This window comes from Sulfitobacter sp. M13 (assembly GCF_053474885.1).
This window is the reverse complement of record NZ_CM130281.1, coordinates 699127-724145: the sequence shown is the minus strand read 5'-3', so window position 1 is coordinate 724145 and position 25019 is coordinate 699127. Positions and strand designations below refer to the sequence as shown.

The following is a 25019-nucleotide window of genomic DNA, read 5'->3' as shown; positions in this document are numbered from 1 at the left end:
CGTGCTTAATTGCGCAATCAGAGGCGTACCGTAAACCACATTCACCCTTTTAATAGGCCAAACAGTATGAAAATCGGTTGCCCGAAAGAAATCAAACCACAGGAATTTCGCGTCGGCATGACGCCGAACGCCGCCTACGAGGCGGTGACCAAGGGACATGAGGTCGTTATAGAAACCGGTGCCGGCGTTGGCGCGGGCTTTGATGACGCAGCATATACCGATGCCGGCGCGACAATCCTTGCCACTGCACAAGAGGTATTCGCCAGCGCCGACATGATCGTCAAGGTCAAGGAACCCCAAGCGGCAGAACGCAAGATGCTGCGCGAGGGGCAGATCCTGTTCACCTATCTACACCTCGCCCCTGACCCCGAACAGACAAAAGATCTGCTGGCTTCTGGTGCGACGTGTATCGCCTATGAAACCGTTACCGACCGCAATGGCGGATTGCCCCTGCTGGCACCGATGTCCGAAGTCGCGGGCCGTCTGGCCCCGCAGGTGGGGGCATGGACGCTGCAAAAAGCCAATGGAGGGCGCGGCGTCTTGCTGGGCGGCGTGCCCGGTGTTGGCCCCGCCCGCGTGGTCGTGATCGGCGGTGGCGTTGTTGGCACCCATGCGGCCCGTATCGCAGCGGGCATGGGCGCGGATGTGACCGTGCTTGACCGGTCCCTGCCGCGCCTGCGCTATCTGGATGATATCTATGGCGGCGTTTTCAGCACGTCTTATGCCTCGGCGGGGAATACCATCGAATTGGCGCGCGAGGCCGACATGATCATCGGCGCCGTCCTGATCCCCGGAGCCACAGCACCGAAACTGATCAGCCGCGCGCAACTGTCCGAGCTTAAGCCCGGCGCAGCGCTGGTGGACGTGGCCATTGACCAAGGCGGCTGCTTTGAAACATCAAAGGCGACCACGCACCAAGATCCGGTGTACGAGGTCGACGGCATCATGCATTACTGCGTTGCCAACATGCCCGGCGCGGTCGCGCGGACCTCTACCATCGCGCTTGGCAATGCCACGATGCCCTTCATGCTGACGCTTGCGGATAAAGGCTGGAAGCAAGCCTGCGCCGACGATCCCCACCTCAAGGCGGGGCTGAATGTCCATGCGGGCCAGCTGACCTATGCCGCCGTGGCCGAAGCGCTTGGACTAGAGGCGATCACTGCCGATCAAGCCATCGCCGGTTAAGCGATCGCGACAACAAGGAAAGGCCCGCAGTGAACCTGCGGGCCTTTTAGATTTCGACAGTTGAGCCGGACTTACTTTTTGGCAAGCTCGTCGCGGATTTGCAGCAGCACGTCCAACTGGCTCGGGCCGGTTGCCACCTCTGGTGCCACATCATCGGGGCGTTCTGCCAACGATTTGATCCGGTTGACAAATTTAACCAGCATAAAGACCACAAAGGCGATAATCAGGAAGTTGATGCAGGCGGTGATGAACGCGCCATAGGCAAAGATCGCAGCACCGGTTTCGCGGGCGGCATCCAGCCCGGAGTCTGCGGGCACATCGCCGGACAGCACGACATACATGCTGGTGAAATCAACGCCCCCAAGCACCAGACCGATGACAGGGTTGATAAGGTCGCTGACCAGCGAGCTCACGATCGCCGTGAATGCGGCACCGATGATGATACCCACCGCCAGATCCATCACATTGCCCTTGGCAATGAAATCCTTGAATTCTTGAAGCATATTCGTCCCTCGCAAGATTAAAAGCCGTGCCTGTTACGTCGCACGACATACTGCAGATGCGTTAGCACAGGTTTTCAAACGAGCGAGGTCTTTTTGTCGACTAAGCACAGTTTTCCCCTGCATGGAGGCGAAAACCGCGCAATCCGCGCCAGCGTCTGGCTATACGGGTAGGTTGCCCGTCAGGACATAGCGCAAGATTTGAACGACTTGCGCGGGGTCGTCGGCAACTGCCATCGCTGCAGCGTCGACTTCCTTCAACGCGTGCGCATGATCAGCGCCATGCAGAATGACCAAAGATTTCCCCAGAGCCGCCGCATAACCCGCATCAAACGCCGCGTTCCACTGTTTGTACTGATCGCCAAAGCGGACGACGACGACATCCGCCTCTTCGATGCCCTTGCGGGTGCGGATCGCGTTCAGCTGAGCACCCTTGCGGTCGTGCCAGAACTTGTCCGCCTCGGCACCCAGAATAGCCACACCGCAATCATCGCTGGCCGCGTGGTCGGTGACAGGGCCGGTGAACACGACATCCAGCTCCGCCGCGCCATCAATGATCTGATCGCGCCAGTCGGTGTGGATTTCACCCGATAGATAAACATGCAACGTCATACCGCCTCCGTTCGCTTTAACCGCGCAGCACGCCGCCGCTGGCTTTGGTGACTTTGTCGATCACCTTGGCACTCACAGCTTCGATATCCGCGTCTTTCAGTGTCTTGTCGCTGGGTTGCATCCGCACGGTCAGCGCGAGCGATTTTTTGCCCTCGCCCAAAGTCCCGCCGATAAATTCATCAAACACGCGCACATCGTCGATCAGGGCCTTGTCCGCCCCCATCGCCGCATTGACCAAGGTCAGCCCATCCACCTCCGCGTCCACCACAAAGGCAAAGTCGCGTTCAACCGCTTGCAGCGCGCTGACGTTCAGCGCCGGACGGGTGGATCCCGCTTTGCGCGGCAAAGGCACTTCGGCGGGCCAGATGGTAAAGCCCATTGCAGGCCCTTTCACATCCATCGCCGCCAGCACCCGCGGGTGAATTTCACCAAAGACACCAAGCACCTTTTTCGGGCCAAGGCAGATTTGACCGTGACGGCCCGGATGGAACCAGTCGGACCCGTTGCGGTTGATCTGCACTTTGGTCGGGGCACCGATAGAGGCAAGCACCGCCTCGATATCCGACTTTACGTCGAACACATCGACAGGGCGCGATGCCCCATGCACGTCTTTGGGGCCCGTACGACCGATCAAAAGACCGCTGATTTGCAAATGCTGGTCGCCCGGTTCTCCGCCGGTGAACACAGGGCCGACCTCGAACAGGGCCATATCGGGGAAGCCACGCGCCTGATTGCGGGCAGCGGCTTGCAACAACGCGGGCAACAGCGACGGGCGCATGTGGCTCATGTCGGTGCTGATCGGGTTCTCCAGACGGGTGTCATCGGTGCCGCCACCAAACAGCGCGGCGGATGGCTGATCGATAAAGCTGTAGGACACACATTCGTTATAGCCCAACGCGGCGCAAGAACGGCGCGCGATGGCCTCGCGGCGCTGCATGGGCGACAGGACAGGCTTGGGCACGCCGGCGGTCAAACGCGGCAAGGGGCGTCCTTCGAGCTTGGTCAGCGAGGCAATCCGCGCGACTTCCTCGACCAGATCGGCTTCGCCTTGCACATCGGGGCGCCAGCTTGGCACATGGGCCATATCGCCTTCCAGCCGGAAGCCAAGCGCTGTCAGTGTCTTGCGCTGTTCGCTCTCCGAGATGGTCATCCCCACCAGCGACTGCACGCGGGCGGCGTCCAGCTTATAGGCGCGGGAAAAGTCTGGCACCTTACCGGCCACCACGACCTCGGACGCTTCGCCGCCCGCGATGTCCAAAATCATCTGCGTGGCATGTTCGATGGCATAGGGCGTCCATTCGGGGTCGATGCCCCGTTCGAACCGGTAGCGCGCATCGGAATTGATCTTGAGCGCGCGCCCTGTGTAGGCGGTGCGGACCGGATCAAAATAGGCCGCCTCGACAAACACATTCACCGTGTCCATGGAACAGCCGCTTTCCGCGCCGCCCATTACACCCGCGATGCTTTCGACCTTTTCGGCGTCCGAAATCAAGGTCATGCCTTCGCTGAAGGTGTATTCCTTGTCGTCCAGCCCCATCAGCGTCTCGCCGCCCTTGGCGCGGTGGATGCGCAGGCTGTTGCCCGCGACCTTATCGGCGTCAAACACGTGCAGCGGGCGGTTGCGGTCATAGGTGAAGAAGTTCGTCACATCGACAAGGAACGAGATCGGCCGCAGCCCGATGGCGCGCAGCTTGTCCTGCAACCAGACGGGCGACGGGCCGTTTTTGACGCCACGGATCACGCGGCCGTAGAACACCGGACACTGATCCAGCGTGTCATCGTCAATCGACACGGTGATCGGGCACGGGAACTGCCCCTCTACTGCGGCCACATCGCGCTGTTTCAGCTTGCCCAAACCACGGGCCGCCAGATCGCGGGCAATCCCGCGCACTCCCAGAGCATCGGGGCGGTTGGGGGTAATCGCGATCTCGATCACGGGGTCGACCTTGGCGGGGTCATTTTCCGCCAGCCAGTCGATGAAACGGTCGCCGACGTTGCCCGAGGGAAGCTCTATGATACCGTCATGTTCTTCGGACAGTTCAAGCTCGCGCTCGGAGGCCATCATGCCAAAGCTTTCGACGCCACGGATTTTGCCAACGCCAATTGTTGTATCGATGCCCGGCACATAAACGCCCGGTTTCGCCACGACCACGGTGATGCCCTGACGCGCGTTCGGTGCACCGCAGATGATCTGCTGGACGCCTTCGTCGGTATCCACCTGACAGATCTGCAAGCGATCCGCGTCAGGGTGCTTTTCAGCCGACTGCACGTAGCCCAGCGTAAAATCCGCCAGCTTTGCGCCGCGATCCTCGACGCCTTCGACCTCGAGACCCAGATCGGTCAACGCATAGGTGATTTCATCAATCGACGCGGTCGTGTCGAGATGTTCCTTCAGCCAGGACAGTGTGAATTTCATGGCGGTGATCCTCATGCAATGCTTGCGCTAGGGCGTAGCGTTTAATCGGCGCGGTTTCAATGCGGTGCGGGTGCGTTTTGCGCCTAGCCCGGTGTTTTGGACATCAACCCGTCCAGCTGGTAGCCAAGCCATCCTGTCGGGATGAAATGCCCGCCTGTGTGGATGTCCAGTGTGACGCTACGATTGCCTGCGCAGGTGTCCCACGTGAAATGCGCGAACTCGACCCCCGGCGCCAGCGTCAGCGCACCGTCCAGCCGCCCTGCGCCACAGCGCAGCGCCTTGCGCCACAGCGCGACGACGTTGGTGGCATCATGGTCCGGTCCGCGTGGCAGGCTCATCCACAGATCGTTCAGCCCGTGCACATGGCGCACCTGACGCGGCGGGTTGGCGCAGGTGCTGGCCTGCTTGATGGTCCCCGACATGGTCATCAGCCCCGCGATCCTGTCGCCGCGCGCGCAGGCATAGCGCCACGCCATCGCCGCCCCGAAACTGAACCCCGAGATGTAAATCTGGCTTTGATCCACCGGAAAGCGCTTGGCCACATCCGCCAGCACCGCGTCGGCAAAGTCGATATCCGCCGGATCTTCCTGCCAGAACCGCCACGCCCGATGCTGCGCCGAAGGGGCGACCAGCATCACGCCACGCGGCTTTGTTTCAGACCCGATACGCGGATGGTTGATCACGGTACGCCCACGCCGCAGGAAAGCGTGGAAATGCATCATAACAGGCAAAGGCGTCACGCCGTCCCAGTCGTCGGGCATCAGGATGCTGTAGCTGCGGTCACCGACCTTGCAGACCGTATCGCCGCCGCAGGGCGGGAGGGACTGGGCGGTGGTGGGCGAGGCGAGGAGCAGACACAAACAGAGCAGAAGCGAGAGGTATTTCACCGGCGTACCTTACAGCGAATTTTAATCTTATTTAGTTCTGTATCCCGCAAAAACCGAGATGGATTGTATTATTGGGCCAACTAAAGCTATGCCTTAATTGATCTGTGGGCGTTGATAGCTATGCATAATTACTTCTGCTAAGTAAGCGACGGCTTTCAAACTCTCCTCGAATAAAACCCGTAGCATTTTATGCTGTTTCTTCTTCCACGGGTGTCATTGTGAAAAAAGCATTTATTGCAACTTGAGCCGCCTCATCAGTTTCATCAGCAATGTCTTTTCGGATAGCCAAAATGGCGAATCTTCTTGCTCTTTGTGATGATGGTATGAATGCTTCGCGCCCCTTCGGATGCTCTTTGCTAGCACGAGCATGTTTCTCAGACCCCAGCGCACCCAACACGTAGTTTTGGTATTCCAACAAGGTTTCGAGGTATTTTTGGCATGCGGAGATAACACCCGGCGGTCCGTAAAAAATTACCTCATAGCTTGCAGCAACCACGTTTGGATAAGCCGCAATTATTCCGCGGTCTTCCCCCTCATATAGACTACTTGCAAGCAAAGAGTGGTGGGAGGTGACAGCAAAAACAAAGCGCTGATATGCAGCTAGCTTTTCACTATGCTCTTTGAGCTTCCGGTCTTTCTTCTTTTGATAAGGGTATGCAACAAAGGCGATTAGTAAAGCAGTTCCTGCGGCAACCAATGCCGCTGCCAACGTCCACCACATCTACCTACTCAAACCACCATGCAGCGTCGGCTGGTCCAAGCTCGCAAACCCGTAATGCCGCAGCCAGCGCAGGTCTGAATCAAAGAACGCGCGCAGATCGGGGATGCCGTATTTCAGCATCGCGATGCGGTCGATGCCCATGCCAAAGGCAAAGCCCTGCCATTCGTTCGGGTCGATCCCGCCCGCTTGCAGCACCTTGGGGTGGACCATGCCGGAGCCCAGCACCTCCATCCAGCCGTCGCCTTCGCCGATGCGCAGCTGGCCGTCGACCCAGGAACACTGGATGTCGACCTCTGCCGAAGGTTCGGTGAAGGGGAAGTGCGAGGCGCGGAAGCGGGTTTTGATACCCTCGACCTCGAAGAACGCGCTAAAGAATTCCTCGAGCGTCCATTTCAGGTTCGCCATAGAGATGTCTTTGTCGATCGCCAGACCTTCGACCTGATGGAACATCGGTGTGTGGGTCTGGTCATAGTCGGCACGGTACACGCCACCGGGGCAGATGATGCGCAAGGGCGCGCCTTCGGCTTCCATCGTGCGGATTTGCACGGGGCTGGTGTGGGTGCGCAGCACGTGGGGCGGACGGTCGTCGCCCTCGCACGCGCCATATAAAACGTATCCATCTCGGCACGCGCAGGGTGGTGGCCGGGGATGTTCAACGCGTCGAAGTTATACCAATCGGTGTCGATGCGCGGCCCTTCGGCGACGGAAAAACCCAGCTCGGCAAAGATCGCGGTCACTTCTTCGGTCACTTGGCTGACGGGGTGAATCGTGCCCTGCCGCGTCGCGCGCGTGGGCAGTGTGACGTCCAGCCATTCACTGCGCAGGCGTTCATCAAGTGCGGCATCGCCCAAAGCGGCTTTCTTGGCGGCGATGGCCGATGTGATCTCGTCCTTGAGCGCATTTAGCGCTGGCCCGACCGTCTGGCGTTCTTCGGGCGTCATGCGGCCCAACTCGCGCATCTTCAGGGCGACTTCGCCCTTTTTACCCACCGCGGTCAGACGGATGTCCTCCAACGCGGCTTCGTCGGCGGCACCAGCGATCTGGCCCAGATATTTCGCTTTCAGGTCGTCCATATCGGCCTCATGTCTTTTGCTCGGGCTGGTGCTAGCAGAATTGGGCCCGAATACAAGCGGCAGGGCTATCTGATGCGGGTCTTGTGATGCCGAAACTGCGGGCACATAGTGCGGCAAACCACCAAAAGGGAGCAGAGCGTGGCAGAGACTTCACCCCCCATAGGTAACCTGACGCTTCCCCGACCCGTCACACGGCCTTGGCTGGCGCTTCTGGGACTGACGCTCGGGGTGACCGTCACCAACGGGTTTGCACGCTTTGCCTACGGGCTAATCCTGCCCGCGATGAAGACCGAGCTGGACTGGACCTATGCGCAAGCGGGCTGGCTGAACACGGCGAATGCGCTTGGCTATATCATTGGCGCGGTGCTGACGTTGCTGCTGATCGGGCGCATCGCGCCGGCGCGGCTGTTCAGTTTTGGTATGGTCGCGACCACGCTGACCCTGCTGGCCACGGGATACGAGGCGACAATGGGCTGGCAAACCTTCTGGCGGTTCGCGGCAGGCGTGTTCGGGGCGATGTCATTCTCTACCGCTGGCGTGCTGACCGCGCGGCTGTTTCCCGGCGATGCCCGGCGCAATGCGCTGGCGATTGCGATCCTGTTCGGCGCGGGGGGCGGCATCGGGATCATGCTGGCGGGGGCGTCCCTGCCCCTGATGATAGAAGTCTGGGGCACCGGATCATGGCGCTATGGCTGGTATATCATCGGCGCAATCAGCGTGGCCTGCCTGCCCCTGTCCCTATGGGCCGCGGCGCGGCTGTCGGTCCCTGCGCAACGCAACACGGCAGCGGGCGGCATCAAGCTACGCCTGATCTGGAAAGAGCTGGCAGGCTATATCGGCTTTGCTATGGGGTATATCGTGTATCTGACATTCCTGTCGGCATGGATGACCGACCAGCAGGCGCCAGCGCTGCTGATCTCGGCTGTGTGGATCATCATGGGGGTGGCCCTGATCGCCTCGCCTTTTGTGTGGCGCGGAGTGTTGGCGCAGCACGCCTCCGGCAAGCCCTTGGCGATGATCCTGACCGGTATCGCAATCGGGTCGGCGCTGCCGCTGGTCTTGCCCGCAGGCGGGGCCGTTGTGATTTCGGCTATCGTCTTCGGGCTGTGCGTTTTCATGGCCCCAAGCGCGATCACCAGCTTTATCCGCCAGAACCTGCCCGCAGAAAGCTGGGCCGCCGCCATGAGCCTGTTCACCGTTGTCTTTGCCGTTGCGCAGACCGCAGGCCCTTTTGCCGCCGGTGCCTTGGGGGATCTGACCGGCAACATCGGATCGAGCCTGCTGGTCGCAGCTGCGATCCTGCTGATGGGGGCGGCTGTCGTTGCCTTTCAAAAGCCCCTGACGGCGCAAGACCCCGCTTAAACGAAAAACGCCGCCCCGGTGTCAGGGCGGCATTCTAAAACTCTGGATCGTCAAAGGGCGCTTATGCGGCCAGTGCGTCTTGTGCTTGCTTTACGATGGCACCGAATGCTTCGGGCTCGTTGACTGCCAGGTCGGACAGAACCTTCCGGTCCACTTCGATACCAGCCAAGGACAGACCGTTGATGAAGCGGCTGTATGTCAGTGCTTCGTCGTGGCTGCGCACAGCGGCGTTGATCCGCTGGATCCACAATGCGCGGAAGTTCCGCTTGCGGTTCTTACGGTCGCGCGTGGCGTATTGGTTGGCTTTGTCGACCGCCTGACGGGCGACCTTAAAGGTGTTCTTGCGACGGCCGTAGTAACCTTTGGCTGCCTTGATTACCTTTTTGTGACGGGCGTGGGTGACCACACCACCTTTTGTACGGGACATATCGGCTCTCCTATCTTAGCGGTCGTAGGGCATAAAGCCCTTGATGATCTTGGCGTCGGGAGCAGACAAAGCTGTTGTCCCACGCGCGTCACGGATAAATTTCTTAGACCGTTTGATCATACCATGCTGTTTGCCAGCCTGACCGCCGATGACCTTGCCGGTCGCCGAGATCTTAAAGCGCTTTTTTGCACTCGATTTCGTCTTCATCTTGGGCATTTCCGTCTCCTTAACTTGAGTTCGGTAAGTGCGCGACTCGGCATGCCACGAAGGCCGGACGCGCGGAACGAAGCTGGCGTATAGGAGGGACCGCCCCTCAAAGCAAGGGCAAAAGCGCGAAACGCGGGAGGTTACCAGAACTTATAGCGCGCAACGACATGCAGGACGGAGTTGGGGATATCTTCCAGCGCATAGCCACCCGGATGGGTGTTAATCGCATAGACGATCATCCCGCCCGCGATCAGAACCGTCAACGCCGACGCCCGCGGCGCACGGCTATCGGAAAAGGCCGACACCACAGACGGGATCGATAGAACTGCAAGGGCAAGACCAATCACCAAAATCAGATCAGTATCCATAGTCTTTGCCCCTGCTCGATATATTTTTATTAGCTGATCAGAGGTTATTCCGGATCGGTATTAAAAATCAATCGTTCGTCGCAAGGAGCGACGCGCAGGATATTGGTGCTGCCCTCGACGTTAAAGGGTACGCCTGCAGTGACCACGATCATGTCTTCGGTCCGGCATAGCCTTCGTCACGGGCGACCCGTGCAGCGCTGACCACAGCCATCTTGAACCGCTCCAGCGTGCCGGTCTGCACGCAGTTGACGCCCCAGGTTAGCGCCAGACGACGTGCGGTCCTGACCAATGGCGTCAGCGCAATGATCGGCACCCGTGGCCGTTCGCGCGCTGTCAGCAACGCCGTGGTGCCGCTTTGCGTGAAGCAGCAGATCGCCTTGATGTTCGCGGTTTCCGCAATCTCGCGGGCAGCGGCAACGATACCGTCCGCCACCGTCATGCGGTCTACCTTGCGTGACGATTCGATGATCTGGGTATAGGTCGGGTCCTGCTCTACCTCGGTGGCGACGTTGTCCATCGTGCGCACTGCCTCGACCGGATAGGCACCGGCAGCAGATTCCGCCGACAACATCACGGCATCCGCGCCTTCATAGATCGCGGTCGCCACGTCCGACACCTCGGCCCGTGTGGGGACCGGGCTTTCGATCATCGATTCCAGCATCTGCGTCGCCACGATCACCGGCTTGGCCGCCGCGCGGCACTTGCGCACCAGTCGTTTCTGGATCGGCGGCACATTCTGCACCGGCAGCTCAACCCCCAGATCACCGCGCGCCACCATGATCCCGTCACTGACAGCAAGGATATCCTCGAACCGGTCCACCGCCGACGGCTTTTCAATCTTGCTCAGCAGTGCGGCACGGCCCTTGGCCAGTTCGCGCGCCTCGGTCACATCTTCGGGACGCTGCACAAAGCTCAACGCCAGCCAGTCGACCCCCAGATCGCAAACAAATTCCAGATCCGCACGGTCCTTTTCAGACAGGGCGGCAAGCGGCAGAACCACGTCAGGCACGTTCACGCCCTTGCGGTTAGAGATCACGCCGCCGATCATCACTTCGCACTCCGCGAAATCGGGCCCGCATTCCTTAACCTTCAAACGGATCTTACCATCATTGACCAACAGCGACGCACCCGGTTCGAGCGCTTGAAAAATCTCTGGGTGCGGCAGGCACACGCGGCGGGCGTTGCCCTCTGCCTCGTCCAGATCAAGCCGGAACGACGCACCCTCGACCAGCAGTTCGCTGTCACCAGCGAAGACACCCACACGCAACTTCGGCCCCTGAAGATCCGCAAGGATACCGATCGTGGAACCCGTTTCCTCTTCGATCTGGCGGATGATCTTGTGCTTGATCCTGATCTCATCATGGCTGCCGTGGCTCATGTTCAACCGGAACACATCCGCGCCCGCTTGAAACAACGCCGAGATCGTCTCGTGGGTATCCGAAGCCGGACCCAAGGTGGCAACTATTTTGACATTTCGCGTGCGTTTCATACTGGTGACGTCCCTTTTCATCTGTGGGCTTTGGCAGCCCCCGCGCTCTGATTACCTTGGTTTAACACGCGCAGCGATCAGAGTGGATAGCAAATAAGTTAGCGTTAACATTTAGCGAAGCTCGCCCATTCCGTCTATGCGCACGTCAATGTGACAGCACCATGACGATTGCAAGCACACCGCAAGACACGCAGACAGGCACCCGCCTTGAACCCGCCCCGACCAACCCATAGCTTTACGGCACCCACACCGAGGAGAGCATAATGCCTACACAACAGGAAATCGAACTGCAGGCTGCGGCGTTCCGCCGGCTGCAACAACATCTGATGCAGGACCGCACGGATGTTCAGAATATCGACATAATGAATTTGGCCGGATTTTGCCGCAATTGCCTGTCGCGCTGGTACCAAGAGGCCGCGAACGAACGCGGCATCGACATGGGCAAAGAAGAAGCGCGTGAATTGTTCTACGGCATGACCATGGACGCATGGAAAGCCGGCTATCAGACCGACGCGAAAGACACGCAGAAAGAAGCGTTCAAAGTTGCGTTTGAACAGAACGTGGAAAAGGGCTGACCGCACGCGGCCAGCCCCTTGGCAAGGCGGGTTACACCGCCGCCTTGCGCATTTCTTCCAGATAGATTTCGCGTAGACGCGGCGCGACCCGGCCCGGTGTACCATCACCTAAAGCCACGCCGTCGATCTCGACCACGGGCATGACAAAGGCGCTGGCTGATGTGGTGAACGCCTCATCCGCCTGCTGCGCTTCGTGGATGGTAAAGTTACGTTCTTCCACCACCATCTGCGCTTCTTTTGCGAACCGCAGGACTGCGGCGCGGGTGATGCCGTGCAAAATCTCGTTGCTCAGCGCGCGGGTGATGATCTTGTTGCCCATGACGATATAGGCGTTGTTGCTGGTGCCTTCGGTGACAAACCCGTCCTCGACCATCCACGCATCGTCACAGCCCGCTTTCTTGGCCATCATTTTGCCCATCGACGGGTACAAAAGTTGCACCGTCTTGATGTCGCGGCGGCCCCAGCGGATGTCCTCGATGCTGATGACCTTGGCCCCCTTCTTGGCGGCGGGGCTGTCGGCCATACCGGGCTTGGATTGGGTGAACAACACGATCGTAGGCTCGGTTGTGTCGGGATCGGGGAAGGCAAAGTCGCGGTCCCCGTCCGACCCGCGCGTGATCTGCAAATAGATCAGCCCCTCGTCGATCTCGTTCACACGGACCAGCTCGCGATGCACCTCCAACAGATCCTCTTTCGAGATCGTGTTGCGCATCTGCAATTCATTCAGCGACCGGCTCAGCCGGATGGCGTGGCCGTCAAAGTCGATCAGCTTGCCGTCCAGCACGCTGGTGACCTCATAGACCCCGTCCGCCATCAGAAACCCGCGATCAAAGATCGAAACCTTGGCTTCGGTCTCGGGCAGGTATTCGCCGTTCACATATACAGTCCGCATGTCTTATCCCCAAAGCTTGGCCGCAGGCGGATGCACCCCGGCGGCGTCAAATGTCAAAGCGTCCTCGCGGTCTTCGGCCAGAAGCAGCGGGCCGTCAAGGTCCACCACCTTGGCCCCCTGCGCCACCAAGGTCGCCGGTGCCATTGCCAGCGAAGACCCGACCATGCAGCCAACCATCACCTCAAAGCCCTGCGCGACAGCGGCATCGCGCAGCGCCAGCGCCTCTGTCAGGCCGCCGGTCTTGTCCAGCTTGATATTGACCACATCGTATTTACCCTTGAGCGCAGCGAGGCTCGCACGGTCATGACAGCTTTCATCCGCACAGACCGGCACAGGACGATCCATCCCGACCAGCGCATCATCATCGCCTGCAGGCAAAGGCTGCTCCACCAATGACACTCCAAGCCGTACCAGATGCGGCGCCAGATCCGCATAAACCTCTGCCGACCAGCCCTCATTCGCATCGATGATGATCTGCGCATCGGGGGCACCGGCGCGCACGGCCTCAAGGCGAGGCATATCGTCCGGCGTACCAAGCTTGATCTTCAACAACGGACGATGCGCATGCAATGCAGCCTGTTCGCGCATTTTTTCGGGGCTATCCAACGACAGGGTAAAGGCCGTGACCTCGGGCCCCGGCTGGGCCAAACCCGCCAGTTCCCACACACGTTTGCCTGCCTGCTTGGCCTGTAAATCCCACAAGGCACAGTCCACCGCATTGCGCGCGGCCCCGGCGGGCAGCAGATCGTACAGCGCCTCGCGGGTCAGGGACCCGCTTAACGCTTCAATCTCTGCCGTGACCGATTCCAACGTCTCTCCATAACGGGCGTAGGGCACACACTCGCCCCACCCCGTCACGCCGCCTTCGGTAATCCGAACCGTTAGCACCTGCGCCTCGGTCCGCGACCCGCGCGAAATCGTAAAGACCTGCGCCAGCCGGAACACATCCCGGCTTACCTCGATACGCATATCCGCTCCTTCATTTTGCCACTTAAACTCTCCCCGAAGGGCCGATCAGAGGGCTGCCAAAGCATCCGCCAGTTTCGCGGCACCTTGGCGGAACGGGTCCACGGCTGGCAAGCCCAAGCGTTGCTCAACCTCGGCAAGATATGCGTCTGCCTCTGCTTCCGACAGATGCTGCGTATTGATCGAGATGCCGACCACCTGACATCCGGCATTGGCGACCCGTGCAAGCGTCAGCGCCACGTCGCGCACTTCTTCTAGCGTGGGCAGCGTATAGTCGGGCAGACCGCGCATGGTCTTGCGGGTTGGCTCGTGGCACAGGATCAGCGCATCGGGTTGGCCGCCGTGGATCAGCGCCATGGTGACGCCGGAATAGGACACGTGGAACAGGCTGCCCTGCCCTTCGATGATATCCCAGTGGTCGTCATCATTGTCAGGCGTCAGATACTCGATCGAACCAGCCATGAAATCCGCGATCACGGCGTCCAAGGGCACGCCTTCGCCGGTGATCAGGATACCGGTCTGGCCTGTGGCGCGGAAGCTGCTTTTCAGCCCCTTTTCCTTCATCGCCGTGTCCAATGCCAGCGCGGTATACATCTTGCCGACAGAACAATCGGTGCCGACCGCCAGCACCCGCTTGCCGCTGCGTTTGACACCGTTCGCGATGGGATATTGCACCGACGGGATACGCACATCGTGCAAGGTGCGGCCGTGTTTCTCGGCGGCGGCAACCAGTTCTGGTTCGTTGCGCAGCAGGTTGTGCAGGCCGGACGCCAGGTCAAAGCCGGCCTCCAGCGCTTCGACCAGCACGGCGCGCCATGTGGCGCTGATGGTGCCACCGCGGTTTGCGACACCGATGACTAACGTCTTTGCGCCCGCTTCTTTCGCCTGCGCTAGGGTCATATCGGTCAGGCCCAGATCCGCCTTACACCCGTCCAGCCGCAATTGGCCGACGGCATTATCGGGACGCCAGTCCTTGATGCCTTGCGCTACTTTAGCAGCAAGATGATCTGGCGCGTCGCCCAGGAAAAGAAGGTATGGTGTTTTGATCATGATCACATGCTCCTGTAATTTGGCTTTGGCTCAGTTTCGCAGCCTTTCGGCGCGATAAGGTTGCAAATGAATGGCCGACGCAAGAGAAACCGCGGAATATTTGCAAAGATTCGCCCATCAGCGCAAGAATTGTGCATAGAAATTTAGCGTCCGATGCTGCAGCTGCGAGATCACTCTTGCAGGGCGCAGCGCAATTTAATACCACCCAAGGCAATCAAGTCGTAACTTTATTACTCAAGGAGTTCGCATATGAGCTTTCGCATCCAGCCCACAGCCCCTGCACGCCCCAACCGCTGCCAATTGTTCGGCCCGGGTTCGCGCCCGGCAATCTTCGAGAAAATGGCAAGCTCTGACGCAGATGTCATCAACCTGGATTTGGAAGACAGCGTTGCCCCCTCGGACAAAGACAGCGCCCGCGCCAATATCATCAAAGCGATCAGCGACGTAGACTGGGGCGACAAGACGTTGTCCGTACGGATCAACGGCCTCGACACACCTTACTGGTACCGTGATGTCGTCGACCTGCTGGAGCAAGCAGGCGAGCGTCTGGACCAGATCATGATCCCCAAAGTGGGTTGCGCGGCAGACGTCTATACCGTTGACGCGCTGGTTACTGCGATTGAAGCCGCCAAGGGCCGAAGCAAGAAGATCTCGTTCGAGGTCATCATCGAATCGGCGGCGGGCATCGCCCATGTCGAAGAAATTGCGGCTGCCAGCCCGCGCTTGCAAGCGATGAGCCTTGGCGCGGCCGACTTTGCTGCCTCTATGGGGATGCAGACGACCGGCATCGGCGGCACACAAGAGAACTATTACATGCTGCACGACGGGACAAAGCATTGGTCCGATCCGTGGCATTGGGCGCAGACCGCCATTGTCGCTGCCTGCCGGACCCACGGTGTGCTGCCGGTCGACGGTCCATTCGGTGATTTCTCGGACGACGAAGGCTACCGCGCGCAGGCACGCCGGTCGGCAACTTTGGGCATGGTCGGCAAATGGGCCATCCACCCCAAACAAATCGCCGTCGCCAACGAGGTTTTTACCCCCTCGGACGAAGCCGTCGCCGAAGCCCGTGAAATTCTGGCTGCGATGGAAACAGCCAAGGCCAACGGCGAAGGTGCGACCGTCTACAAAGGTCGTCTGGTCGATATCGCCAGCATCAAACAGGCCGAGGTCATCGTGCGCCAGTCCGAGATGATCGCCTCGCGCTAACCCCGCAATACGACACAGCAGCGCGGGCCTTGTTCCTGCGCCGCTGTTGCCCCCCGGTAGCGAAGCGGGCTTGGCATACCCTGCGGCTTGGGGCATCAAGGCGGCATGTCCATTGATGTCCTTTCCGCACTCGCGCTTTTCGCCCTCATCACCTCTATCACGCCGGGGCCGAACAACCTGATGCTGATGGCGTCCGGGGCGAATTTCGGCTTTGCGCGCACGGTGCCGCATATGCTGGGGATCACTCTTGGCTTTATGGTCATGCTGCTGCTTGTCGGCTTTGGGTTGATCCGCGTGTTCGACGCATTCCCCGTCATTTATACTGTGCTCAAGCTGCTGAGCCTGATCTATCTGGCTTTCCTCGCCTTCAAGATCGCCACCGCTGCGCCGGTACAAACCGCCGACCCGAACGCCAAGCCGCTCAGCTTTCTACAAGCCGCTGGGTTCCAGTGGGTCAATCCCAAGGCCTGGGCTTTCGGGCTGAGCGTCATCACGATCTATGTGCCTTCCGCCGGCTTTTTGCCGCTGGTGATCACGGCGCTTGTCGTGGCGGTGATGGCGCTGCCTTCGGTAACGCTTTGGACCCTTCTTGGCGGGCAGATGGCCCGTTTTCTGACGAATCCCCGACGTTTGCGGGTGTTTAACGTGACCATGGCCGCGCTGCTTGTGGCATCGCTGTTGCCTGCCCTTTCGCCGGCCAGCTGACAGGTCACGTTGCAAAGACCGCAAATCAACGCCATATAGCCCTGAACAAAGCGCGGAGCAGGTGATGACACAGTATCTGGATTTCGAAAAACCACTGGCCGAAGTTGAAGGCAAAGCGGAAGAGCTGCGCGCACTGGCGCGGACCTCTGAAGGGATGGACGTCAGCGCCGAAGCCAAGACGTTGGACGAAAAAGCCCATCAAATGCTGGACGATCTGTACAAGTCGTTGACGCCGTGGCGCAAATGTCAGGTGGCACGTCACCCCGACCGCCCCCACTGCAAAGACTACATCGAAGCCCTGTTCACCGAATTCACGCCGCTGGCGGGCGACCGGAACTTTGCCGATGATCTGGCTGTCATGGGCGGTCTGGCGCGGTTCAATGATACACCTGTCGTTGTGATCGGCCACGAAAAGGGCAACGACACCAAATCCCGCATCGAACGCAATTTCGGCATGGCCCGCCCCGAAGGCTACCGCAAGGCCGTGCGCCTGATGGAGCTGGCGGATAAATTCGGCCTGCCCGTGATCACGCTGGTCGACACCCCCGGTGCCTATCCCGGCAAAGGTGCCGAAGAGCGCGGCCAGTCCGAAGCCATCGCCCGTGCGACCGAAAAATGTTTGCAAGTCGGCGTGCCGCTCGTGTCGGTCATTATCGGCGAAGGCGGATCGGGCGGGGCTGTGGCCTTTGCCACGGCGAACCGTGTCGCCATGCTGGAACATTCCGTCTATTCCGTGATCTCGCCCGAGGGCTGCGCGTCGATCCTTTGGAAAGACGCCGAAAAGATGCGCGAAGCCGCCGAAGCGTTGCGCCTGACAGCGCAAGATTTGAAACAGCTCGGCGTGAACGATCGCATCATCCCCGAACCCCGTGGCGGCGCGCATCGTGACCCCGAAGCCGCCATCGCATCGGTACGCAGCGCGATTACCGCGATGCTGGATGACCTGTCAGGCAAAGACGCCAAGGCACTGGTCGCGGATCGCCGCCAAAAGTTCCTCGGCCTCGGGGCCAAGGGACTGGCGGCGTAACTCTACGCCGCCCCGCAGGGCCTTACGACACCAGCATCCGCAAGCCTTGCGTCACATCCGTACGCACCGCCAGACGCAAACCGGGTTCATCCCCGGCGCGCAGGGCTGCGATAATCAGCTTGTGAAAATGCGGCGGCTCTGTCCGTCGCAGCCGGCCATAGAGCGCGCGCATCGTCGGGCCCATCTGCAACCAGACGGTCTCTGCCATCGCGAGCATCGCGGGTGCCTGCGCCCGCAGATACAACGTGCGGTGAAATTCGAGGTTCATACGGATATAATTCACGGCGTCGCGATTGTTCACCGCGTCGGAAATAGCATTGTTGATCGCCTGCATCCGGTCAATCAACGCAAGGTGGGCACGGGGCAAGGCACGACTGGCGAGCTCTACCTCGATCAGCGCACGTAGCGCGGCCAGTTCCTCGATGCGTTCGTTGCTCAGCTCGGGTGTGGAAATCCGGCCCGACGCGGACATGGTCAGCGCCCCCTCTGCCGCCAGCCGCCGGACGGCTTCGCGCGCAGGGGTCATCGACACCTCGTATTCCTTGCCGATTCCCCGCAGGGTCAAAGCCTGTCCCGGTGGCAGATCCCCGTACATGATACGGGTCCGCAACTGCCGGTACACGCGGTCATGCGCCAATGGATGCGCATCAAGAGGACGAGGGTTCAGGTTCATATCGCCGTTGTGATCACAAATCGCCGGTGCGTCAATGTGGTAAACACACCGAGGCGCTGCGCTACGCGGTAAACTTGAACCGGTGCAGGTCGCTGCCATGCCTGCGCAACCAGCCACGCGCCTCTTGATAGGGTCCGTAAATCCGTTCGACCTCGGCCCAGAAGGCCGGAGAGTGGTTCATCTGCGCCAGATGTGCGACCTCGTGGGCGGCGACATAGTCCAGCACGTCGGGCGGGGTCAGGATCAACCGCCACGAAAACATCAGCCCCCCGTCAGAGGTGCAGGACCCCCACCGCGACCGCGTATCGCGCAGCGTCAGCTTGGCATAAGGACGCCCCAGCAACGCGCTATAGTCGTCACAGGCCCCCGTCAGCCGGTCGCGCGCAAGCTCCTTTAGATGGGCAGCCAGCCGCACGGGCACGCGATCCGCCGGACCGGGGACACAGATCGTATCGCTCCCCAGAACCACCCGCCTGCCCTGCCCTGCCTCGACTCGAAGCATCCGCCCGCCCAAAGGAAATTCTGCCCCGATGCCCACCACCACATCCTCGCTGCGCGCGTCGAGATGCTGCCGAATCCACGCCTCTTTCTCGCGTGCAAAGGCGATTCCCTCGGCCTCTTTCAGACGTTTTGGCATGGTCAGGGTCACCCGCCCGTCCAGCTGCGATATCCGCAGCGATATGCGCCGCGCCCGCGCAGAGCGGCGCAGGATCAGCGGGATAGGTGGGTTTCCGGGCAGGACAGGATCAGGCATTTCAGGGTTCCGGGTCGCGATGGGGTGGCGATTGCCTTTGACAGTGCCTATCTCATATGGCACTTGGCCTGAATCATCTATACGCAACAACACTTTCAAAAAGGGGTCTTCGATGCCCAATGAAGAATGGGGAACCAAGCGCCTGTGCCCCACAACGGGCAAACGGTTCTACGACCTGAACAAAGATCCGATCATCAGCCCATACTCCGGCGAAGTGGTCGAGGTAGATAACTCCAAATCCCGCATGATCGCCGCCGATAGAGAAGACGCCGTCACAGCCAAATCCAAGAAAGGCAACTCTGATGATGAAGAGTCGCTGGTGGATGATGACGACGTAGACGTAGATCTGGACGACGACATTCTGGACGATGATGACGACGATGAGGATACTGTTCCTCTCGAAGAAATCGCGGACGTTGCCTCCGAAGACGAAGATTAATTGAATTTTGCGATGGCGGGATAGATTTTCCTCTTGATCCCGCCCTCGCGACCGCCTATTCAGCGGCGCATCGGCCTTACACGGTTGATACACTTCCCGGATCCCTGATCCACGATGGGGCCTTAGCTCAGCTGGGAGAGCGCCTGCATGGCATGCAGGAGGTCAGCGGTTCGATCCCGCTAGGCTCCACCATTACACCTACCAAATATCCAGCATAAACGTTTCGCACCCTTCGGGGCTGACTGACGCGCGTCCGCGAGGCGTTACATGTGCTGCGCATCTTTAGCGCGGTTCGACGCTGACAAAGATATTTTCCCCCTGCACTAGACGACCGGTCTAATAGCACCTATCTCCCTACTATGACAGAGCAAAAGAAATCAGATCAAACGCGGCAGAAGATCCTGACCGCCGGACGATCGCTCATCAGCAAGCACGGGTTCGGCGCCGTCGGGCTGGCGCGCATCCTCAAGGAAAGCGACGTTCCCAAGGGGTCGTTCTATTACTACTTTCCGTCCAAGGACGGCTTTGGTCAGGCGCTATTGCATGATTATGTCGCCGACTATCTGGCGCGCATCGATACGCTGTGCTGCGGGGCGGGGTCTGCGCATGACAAGCTTACGGCCTTTTGGTCAGCATGGCTGGCGCATGCGCACTTCGAAGGGATCGCCAACCAGTGCCTTGTGGTCAAATTGGGTGCCGAGGTCGCCGATTTGTCAGATGACATGCGCCGTATTCTGAATGACGGCGTGGCAGAACTTGTGACCCGTATTGCGGACCTGTTGGTTGCCGGAGCGAAAGACGGCTCCGTCCCGCCGATCAGTGATCCGCGTGCGACCGCGCAGATGCTTTATGCCAAATTCCTAGGGGCCGCGATCCTGTCAAAACTCTCGCAGGATCAAATCCCGCTACAGCAGGCTTTGTCAGAAACCACCGATTTTCTAGCCATACGATAAACACAAGAAAGCGAGACCCCTATGAAAGCAGCAGTCCACAACAGCTTTGGCGAACCCATCGACGTCATTGAAAGCACCCAAGTCGACACCCCCACCGCAGGCGCGGGCGAGGTTCTGGTCAAGATGACCCTGTCCCCGATCCACAACCACGATCTGTGGACGATCCGCGGCAACTACGGCTACAAACCCGAGCTTCCCGGTGCGATTGGCGGGAGCGAAGCGCTTGGCACGGTAGAGGCCGTTGGCGAGGGCGTGGATGAGGCAATGATCGGCCAGCGCGTGTCGATTGCGGGCGTGCATGGCACATGGGCTGACTACTTTGTTGCCCCCGCCACTGGCGTTCTTCCCCTGCCCGACGCGATCTCTGATGTCGCCGGTGCGCAGTTGATCGCCATGCCGTTCAGCGCGATTTCCTTGCTGGAAACGCTGAAGGCAAAGAAGGGCGACTGGATCGTCCAGACCGCTGCGAACGGAGCCGTGGGCAAGATCATGACCACACTCGCCAAAAGCCGCGGCATCAACCTGCTGAACCTCGTTCGCCGCGAAGAGGCGGTGAAAGAGCTCACCGATCTGGGCATCGACAATGTACTGTCGACCTCCGAAGACGGCTGGCAGGACAAAGCCCGCGCGATCATCGGTGAAAAGGGGGCCGCATCTGCAATCGACTCTGTCGGTGGTGACATCTCTGCCGTTCTGGTCGATTTGCTGGGACTGGACGGCGAGCTTGTCGTTTTCGGGACAGCCACCGGTGCGCCGATGCCGCTGAATTCGGGTGCGCTGATCATGAAGCACATCACGGTAAAAGGCTTCTGGGGTTCCCGCGTGAGCGGTGAGATGGACCCCGAAGAGCGCAAGCGCCTGATCACAGAGCTGGTGACGCTGGTCGCCAAAGGCGAGCTGGTGCTGGAAGATGGCGGGCAGTTCGGGTTGGACGATCTGTCTGGCGCACTGAAAGCGTCGCTGACACCGGGTCGCTCTGGTAAAGTGATGATCCGCGGCTAAACGCAGCTGCACCGAAAACAAAGACGCGGCCCGCCCCCTGATCATGCGTCAGAGGGCGGGCCGTTTTCGTATCGCAGGTCGATCTTAGGCCGCGATTTTTAGAACGGCAGCCCTGTATAATTCTCGGCCAGATCCCGCCGCGCCGTTTCGCTTTGTGCCAGATGGGCAAGCGACGCCCGACGCATCTGTGGTGCAAAGCTGTCTTCGCCCTCGAACTGGTGCAGCATGGTCGTCATCTGCCAGCTGAACCGCATCGCCTTCCATATCCGCGCCAGCGCATGTGCCGAATAGCCATCAATACCGCGCTTATCCCCTCGCTTGAGCGCGGCGATCAACGCGTCGTGCAAATAGAACACATCCGACACCGCAAGGTTCAGCCCCTTGGCGCCGGTCGGGGGGACGATATGCGCAGCGTCGCCCACCAGAAACAGATTGCCCCACCGCAACGGCTCGCTCACAAACGACCGCAGCGGCGCGATGGATTTTTCGATCGACGGACCGGTGATCAATGCGCTGGCCACGGACTGAGGCAGCCGTTGCTTCAGCGCCTTCCAAAAACGGTCATCGCTCCAGTCTGCGACGTTCTCTGAGGAGGACACCTGAATGTAATACCGGCTCAGACTTTCGCTGCGCATAGAGGCAAGGGCGAAGCCGTGTTCGGAGCTGGCATAGATCAATTCGTCATTCACCGGTTTCGTACGCGACAGAACCCCCAGCCAGCCAAAGGGGTAGACCCGTTCGAATTCCTTGCGTTTGGCGGCAGGGATCGTCTTGCGGCTGACACCGTGGAATCCGTCACAGCCTGCGACGTAGGTGCAGGTAATCTCTTGGTGTTGACCATCCTTGAGAAAGGACACCGTGGGCGCGTTGGTGTCTGCGCCGGCAATGACCACGTCCTCGATCTCGTGGATGATCGTCGCACCCATTCTGTCCTGAGCCTCGTATAGATCGCGGGTGACTTCGGTCTGGCCATAGACCATGACCTGTTTCCCGATCAGCTTTTGGAAATCGATATGCACCATCAGATCGTTGTCGGTCAGATAGCAGCCCTGATGCGCCAAGCCCTGCTGGTCCATCCGCGCGCCCACACCGGCGTGGCGCAGCAGGTTCGTCGTGCCGTCTTCCAACACACCGGCGCGGATTCGAGACAGAACATGGTCGCGGGTGGTCCGTTCAAGAACGACAGTGCTGACACCTGCATTATTCAGCAGTTGCGACAACAACAGACCAGATGGTCCACCACCGATAATGACGACTTGAGTTTTCATTTTAGGTTTCCCTGCCCGACTGTCGAATTAACCTATTGTACGAAACGTGCAGGATGAATGGATCGCGACTGCATTTGCTGGTACTATTCGTGCATGACAAAGCTTTCCCCGATCCCCAGCTATGCGCTTTTTGGTGAAACGAAAGGGTTTCCCGATGTGCTGCATTGCGAACGGATCAAGGACCGCGCACCGGATCACGCTTGGCATATCGCGCCGCATCGCCACGCTCGGCTCGCGCAGGTGTTGTATATTCTGTCGGGCGGTGGCACCGCAAATATCGAGGGTGACCGCTTTGCCCTGACACAGGGTTCGGTCGTGTTTATTCCACCGCGCATGGTGCATAGCTTCGACTTTACCCCCAACACCCAAGGCATGGTGCAGTCCTTTCCCATCGCGATCCTGCACAGCATAGGGCCGCTAAATGCAGAACTGGGCAAAGCGCTGTCCAAACCCACGGTCGGGCGGGCGGCCGGCACCTTGGTTGCGCTGATGACACAGCTTGAAACCGTGACCGCCCAGACCGGCGCCCCGTTTCGGGCGCAGATCGCTGTGGGGCTAGGGCAAGCGGTTCTGTCCAGCATCGCGGCATGGGGGACGACGCAAAAGGGCGGCAGCGCCCCGCTCGACGACCGGCTGTCGCGACTGGACCAGTTGATCAGTGATCCGGCCAGCGCGGGCTGGACGGCCAAGGATTTTGCCGGCAGCATTGGCGTCAGCACCGGACATCTGTCGCGCCTGTGCCGCGCAGCCAAGGGCCAGTCCGCCACCGCCTATATCGAAGCCCGCCACGTCGAAGAAGCCTGCCGCATGTTGGCATTCACGCGCCTTTCAGTGGCCGAGGTAGGCTACCGTCTGGGCTTTGCCGACCCGTCCTATTTCTCGCGGCGATTTCGTACCGTTCAAGGCGTCACCCCGTCGCAATACCGCCATCAGTTCGCAACCTGACCGCTGTTTCCCTGCACCACAGGTTGAAGAGTCGGCAATTCCGCGCCCCAAAACTGACAAACGTCAGATTTATTAACCGTTATCGCTAACAGCCGTTTGACCTCCCCCTGACGATGCGTGAAGGTGACGTCAGGGAGCCTGCGCAAATCGTGTTGCGCAGAATAAAGAAACCAAAGTTTCTGGGAGGAAATAGAATGACTAAAGGCAATATGAACCGCCGCACCATGCTGCGTGGGGCCGCTCTTGGCGCGCTGGCAACACCGGCGCTGGTTGGCAAGGGTATCGCACAAGGTAAGGTAAACTGGCGCGTGCAGGCGCATTGGCCCAAGGCGTCCAGCTCTTTCAACGACAGCCTTGGTAAACTGGCAGAAGTGCTTGAGGCGCGCACCGAAGGCGCGTTCAAGATGGATTTGCTGGGTGCGGGCGAATTCGCCAAAGGCCCCGACATCTACAACATCGTGCGCAAAGGCGTTGTGCCCATGGGGACGGTCAGCCCGTCCTATGTGCAGGATCAGGCGCAGGCCGCGTCCTTCCTGTTCGGCATCCCCGGCACCTTCCGTCAGGCGTGGGAAATGGAACACGCGATCAAGAACCTTGGCCTTGAGGCGCTGGTGAACGAAGACCTGAACGCCGACGGCGTGATGATGAAGACGGAAAAAGTACTGCCCGTCGAAATCGTCGTCTCGAAAAAGATCGAATCCGCCGAAGACTTCAAAGGGCTCAAGCTGCGGTCGTCGGGGACGATGCTGGATTACCTGCAGTCCGCCGGTGCCGCACCGCAATACATTCCGGGGTCCGAGCTTTATCAATCGCTCAGCTCGGGCGTTGTGGATGGCGCACACTGGGGGGCCGCCGTGGGGGCGCAATCCATGTCCCTGTGGGAGGTCTGCAAATACCACTACAAACCCGCGCTTGGTCAAACCACTGACGCCTTCATCCTTAACATGGATGCCGTCGACGGGCTGGAAGACGATCTGCGTACCGCCCTGCTCGACACGATGGAGACGCGTTTCTTCCAACGCTCGGCCGAATATCAACACGCCGAAGCCATCGCGATTTCCGAGGGCGTTGCCGAGAATGGCGTAGAGGTGTTGCAACTGCCCGACGATGTGCTGGCAATCCTTGCGGATGCGTCGTCCAAGATCCTCGATACAGAGGCGCAGAAAGGCGAACGCGCGGCGAAGGCGGCAGACATCTACAAAACCTTGATGACCGACCTCGGCTATCTTTAAGCGTCTGATCCGGGGGGATACCCCCCGGTAAGGCCGCGCTGAAAATCATTGTAGCCGCCTGATATGTCCTTGCATTTCTGGC

Annotated in this window: 25 protein-coding genes, 1 tRNA gene and 2 pseudogenes; 12 read left to right on the top strand and 16 right to left on the bottom strand. The window is 59.8% G+C overall.

The window, feature by feature from the left end; genetic code table 11:
- Nucleotides 1–66 precede the first annotated feature (66 nt).
- Nucleotides 67–1185, top strand: coding sequence for an alanine dehydrogenase (gene ald, locus ACVBAU_RS03390; RefSeq protein WP_448327896.1), 1119 nt, complete (start codon nt 67–69; stop codon nt 1183–1185).
- Between the two features lie 71 nt (nt 1186–1256).
- Here ald and mscL read toward each other — a convergent pair whose 3' ends face one another.
- The 6 genes and pseudogenes from mscL to pheS form a co-directional block, all read right to left on the bottom strand.
- On the bottom strand, nt 1257–1688 hold the full coding sequence (mscL, locus tag ACVBAU_RS03385; protein WP_138924426.1) for a large conductance mechanosensitive channel protein MscL: 432 nt from the start codon (nt 1686–1688) through the stop codon (nt 1257–1259).
- A gap of 159 nt (nt 1689–1847) precedes the next feature.
- Nucleotides 1848–2297, bottom strand: a complete 450-nt coding sequence (locus ACVBAU_RS03380) for a YtoQ family protein (RefSeq protein WP_138924427.1) — start codon at nt 2295–2297, stop codon at nt 1848–1850.
- Nucleotides 2298–2313: 16 nt separating this feature from the next.
- The gene (gene pheT, locus ACVBAU_RS03375; protein ID WP_138924428.1) at nt 2314–4713 is read right to left on the bottom strand and encodes a phenylalanine--tRNA ligase subunit beta; all 2400 of its coding nucleotides are present in this window, start codon (nt 4711–4713) and stop codon (nt 2314–2316) included.
- 83 nt (nt 4714–4796) lie between these two features.
- Nucleotides 4797–5600: an alpha/beta hydrolase family esterase gene (locus tag ACVBAU_RS03370; protein ID WP_448327893.1), complete on the bottom strand. Its 804-nt coding sequence runs from the start codon at nt 5598–5600 to the stop codon at nt 4797–4799.
- A 187-nt stretch (nt 5601–5787) separates the two neighbouring features.
- Complete coding sequence (locus ACVBAU_RS03365) at nt 5788–6321, bottom strand: hypothetical protein (protein ID WP_448327891.1); 534 nt, start codon at nt 6319–6321, stop codon at nt 5788–5790.
- Nucleotides 6322–7394 (bottom strand): annotated as a pseudogene (gene pheS, locus ACVBAU_RS03360) (phenylalanine--tRNA ligase subunit alpha).
- Nucleotides 7395–7532: 138 nt separating this feature from the next.
- On the opposite strand from pheS, the gene ACVBAU_RS03355 reads away from it, so the two are divergent.
- Nucleotides 7533–8756, top strand: a complete 1224-nt coding sequence (locus ACVBAU_RS03355) for a YbfB/YjiJ family MFS transporter (RefSeq protein ID WP_138924432.1) — start codon at nt 7533–7535, stop codon at nt 8754–8756.
- Nucleotides 8757–8817: 61 nt separating this feature from the next.
- Here ACVBAU_RS03355 and rplT read toward each other — a convergent pair whose 3' ends face one another.
- The 4 genes and pseudogenes from rplT to pyk all read right to left on the bottom strand — a co-directional run bounded on the left by rplT (nt 8818) and on the right by pyk (nt 11247).
- A complete protein-coding gene (gene rplT / locus ACVBAU_RS03350; protein ID WP_093731492.1) occupies nt 8818–9183 on the bottom strand; it encodes a 50S ribosomal protein L20 in 366 nt (121 codons plus the stop codon).
- A gap of 15 nt (nt 9184–9198) precedes the next feature.
- Nucleotides 9199–9399 (bottom strand): 50S ribosomal protein L35, encoded by a 201-nt coding sequence (rpmI, locus tag ACVBAU_RS03345; protein WP_093731493.1) that lies wholly within the window; start codon nt 9397–9399, stop codon nt 9199–9201.
- Nucleotides 9400–9530: 131 nt separating this feature from the next.
- On the bottom strand, nt 9531–9758 hold the full coding sequence (locus ACVBAU_RS03340; protein WP_138924433.1) for a hypothetical protein: 228 nt from the start codon (nt 9756–9758) through the stop codon (nt 9531–9533).
- Nucleotides 9759–9802: 44 nt separating this feature from the next.
- Nucleotides 9803–11247, bottom strand: a pseudogene (gene pyk / locus ACVBAU_RS03335) (pyruvate kinase).
- A gap of 263 nt (nt 11248–11510) precedes the next feature.
- On the opposite strand from pyk, the gene ACVBAU_RS03330 reads away from it, so the two are divergent.
- Nucleotides 11511–11822, top strand: coding sequence for a DUF1244 domain-containing protein (locus tag ACVBAU_RS03330; RefSeq protein ID WP_448327888.1), 312 nt, complete (start codon nt 11511–11513; stop codon nt 11820–11822).
- Nucleotides 11823–11853: 31 nt separating this feature from the next.
- Here ACVBAU_RS03330 and ACVBAU_RS03325 read toward each other — a convergent pair whose 3' ends face one another.
- From ACVBAU_RS03325 to dgcN, 3 genes are read right to left on the bottom strand one after another with little or no spacing between them, the layout of a single operon-like run.
- Nucleotides 11854–12714 (bottom strand): D-amino-acid transaminase, encoded by an 861-nt coding sequence (locus tag ACVBAU_RS03325; protein WP_448327887.1) that lies wholly within the window; start codon nt 12712–12714, stop codon nt 11854–11856.
- 3 nt (nt 12715–12717) lie between these two features.
- Nucleotides 12718–13683 (bottom strand): N-acetyl-D-Glu racemase DgcA, encoded by a 966-nt coding sequence (gene dgcA / locus ACVBAU_RS03320; protein WP_448327885.1) that lies wholly within the window; start codon nt 13681–13683, stop codon nt 12718–12720.
- Nucleotides 13684–13728: 45 nt separating this feature from the next.
- Nucleotides 13729–14730, bottom strand: a complete 1002-nt coding sequence (dgcN, locus tag ACVBAU_RS03315; RefSeq protein WP_335744874.1) for an N-acetyltransferase DgcN — start codon at nt 14728–14730, stop codon at nt 13729–13731.
- A 249-nt stretch (nt 14731–14979) separates the two neighbouring features.
- On the opposite strand from dgcN, the gene ACVBAU_RS03310 reads away from it, so the two are divergent.
- From ACVBAU_RS03310 to ACVBAU_RS03300, 3 genes are all read left to right on the top strand, one after another.
- On the top strand, nt 14980–15939 hold the full coding sequence (locus ACVBAU_RS03310; protein WP_448327883.1) for an L-malyl-CoA/beta-methylmalyl-CoA lyase: 960 nt from the start codon (nt 14980–14982) through the stop codon (nt 15937–15939).
- A 105-nt stretch (nt 15940–16044) separates the two neighbouring features.
- The gene (locus ACVBAU_RS03305; RefSeq protein WP_448327882.1) at nt 16045–16644 is read left to right on the top strand and encodes a LysE family translocator; all 600 of its coding nucleotides are present in this window, start codon (nt 16045–16047) and stop codon (nt 16642–16644) included.
- Between the two features lie 64 nt (nt 16645–16708).
- Nucleotides 16709–17671: an acetyl-CoA carboxylase carboxyltransferase subunit alpha gene (locus ACVBAU_RS03300; protein WP_448327880.1), complete on the top strand. Its 963-nt coding sequence runs from the start codon at nt 16709–16711 to the stop codon at nt 17669–17671.
- Nucleotides 17672–17693: 22 nt separating this feature from the next.
- On the opposite strand, the gene ACVBAU_RS03295 is transcribed toward ACVBAU_RS03300, so the two are convergent.
- On the bottom strand, nt 17694–18344 hold the full coding sequence (locus ACVBAU_RS03295; protein WP_138924442.1) for a GntR family transcriptional regulator: 651 nt from the start codon (nt 18342–18344) through the stop codon (nt 17694–17696).
- A gap of 61 nt (nt 18345–18405) precedes the next feature.
- Nucleotides 18406–19098: a M48 family metallopeptidase gene (locus ACVBAU_RS03290; RefSeq protein ID WP_448327878.1), complete on the bottom strand. Its 693-nt coding sequence runs from the start codon at nt 19096–19098 to the stop codon at nt 18406–18408.
- 112 nt (nt 19099–19210) lie between these two features.
- On the opposite strand from ACVBAU_RS03290, the gene ACVBAU_RS03285 reads away from it, so the two are divergent.
- From ACVBAU_RS03285 to ACVBAU_RS03270, 4 genes are all read left to right on the top strand, one after another.
- Nucleotides 19211–19537, top strand: coding sequence for a TIGR02300 family protein (locus tag ACVBAU_RS03285; protein ID WP_138924444.1), 327 nt, complete (start codon nt 19211–19213; stop codon nt 19535–19537).
- A gap of 116 nt (nt 19538–19653) precedes the next feature.
- Nucleotides 19654–19729, top strand: a tRNA-Ala gene (locus ACVBAU_RS03280).
- A 167-nt stretch (nt 19730–19896) separates the two neighbouring features.
- On the top strand, nt 19897–20490 hold the full coding sequence (locus ACVBAU_RS03275) for a TetR/AcrR family transcriptional regulator (protein ID WP_448327876.1): 594 nt from the start codon (nt 19897–19899) through the stop codon (nt 20488–20490).
- A 21-nt stretch (nt 20491–20511) separates the two neighbouring features.
- Nucleotides 20512–21492: a zinc-binding dehydrogenase gene (locus tag ACVBAU_RS03270; protein WP_138924457.1), complete on the top strand. Its 981-nt coding sequence runs from the start codon at nt 20512–20514 to the stop codon at nt 21490–21492.
- Between the two features lie 98 nt (nt 21493–21590).
- Here ACVBAU_RS03270 and pobA read toward each other — a convergent pair whose 3' ends face one another.
- Complete coding sequence (pobA, locus tag ACVBAU_RS03265; RefSeq protein WP_448327874.1) at nt 21591–22760, bottom strand: 4-hydroxybenzoate 3-monooxygenase; 1170 nt, start codon at nt 22758–22760, stop codon at nt 21591–21593.
- Nucleotides 22761–22853: 93 nt separating this feature from the next.
- Between pobA and ACVBAU_RS03260 the strand changes: the two genes are divergently transcribed.
- Together ACVBAU_RS03260 and ACVBAU_RS03255 are read left to right on the top strand one after the other, a co-directional pair.
- Nucleotides 22854–23705, top strand: coding sequence for a helix-turn-helix domain-containing protein (locus ACVBAU_RS03260; RefSeq protein ID WP_448327872.1), 852 nt, complete (start codon nt 22854–22856; stop codon nt 23703–23705).
- Nucleotides 23706–23899: 194 nt separating this feature from the next.
- The gene (locus tag ACVBAU_RS03255) at nt 23900–24937 is read left to right on the top strand and encodes a TRAP transporter substrate-binding protein (RefSeq protein WP_138924460.1); all 1038 of its coding nucleotides are present in this window, start codon (nt 23900–23902) and stop codon (nt 24935–24937) included.
- Nucleotides 24938–25019 lie beyond the last annotated feature (82 nt).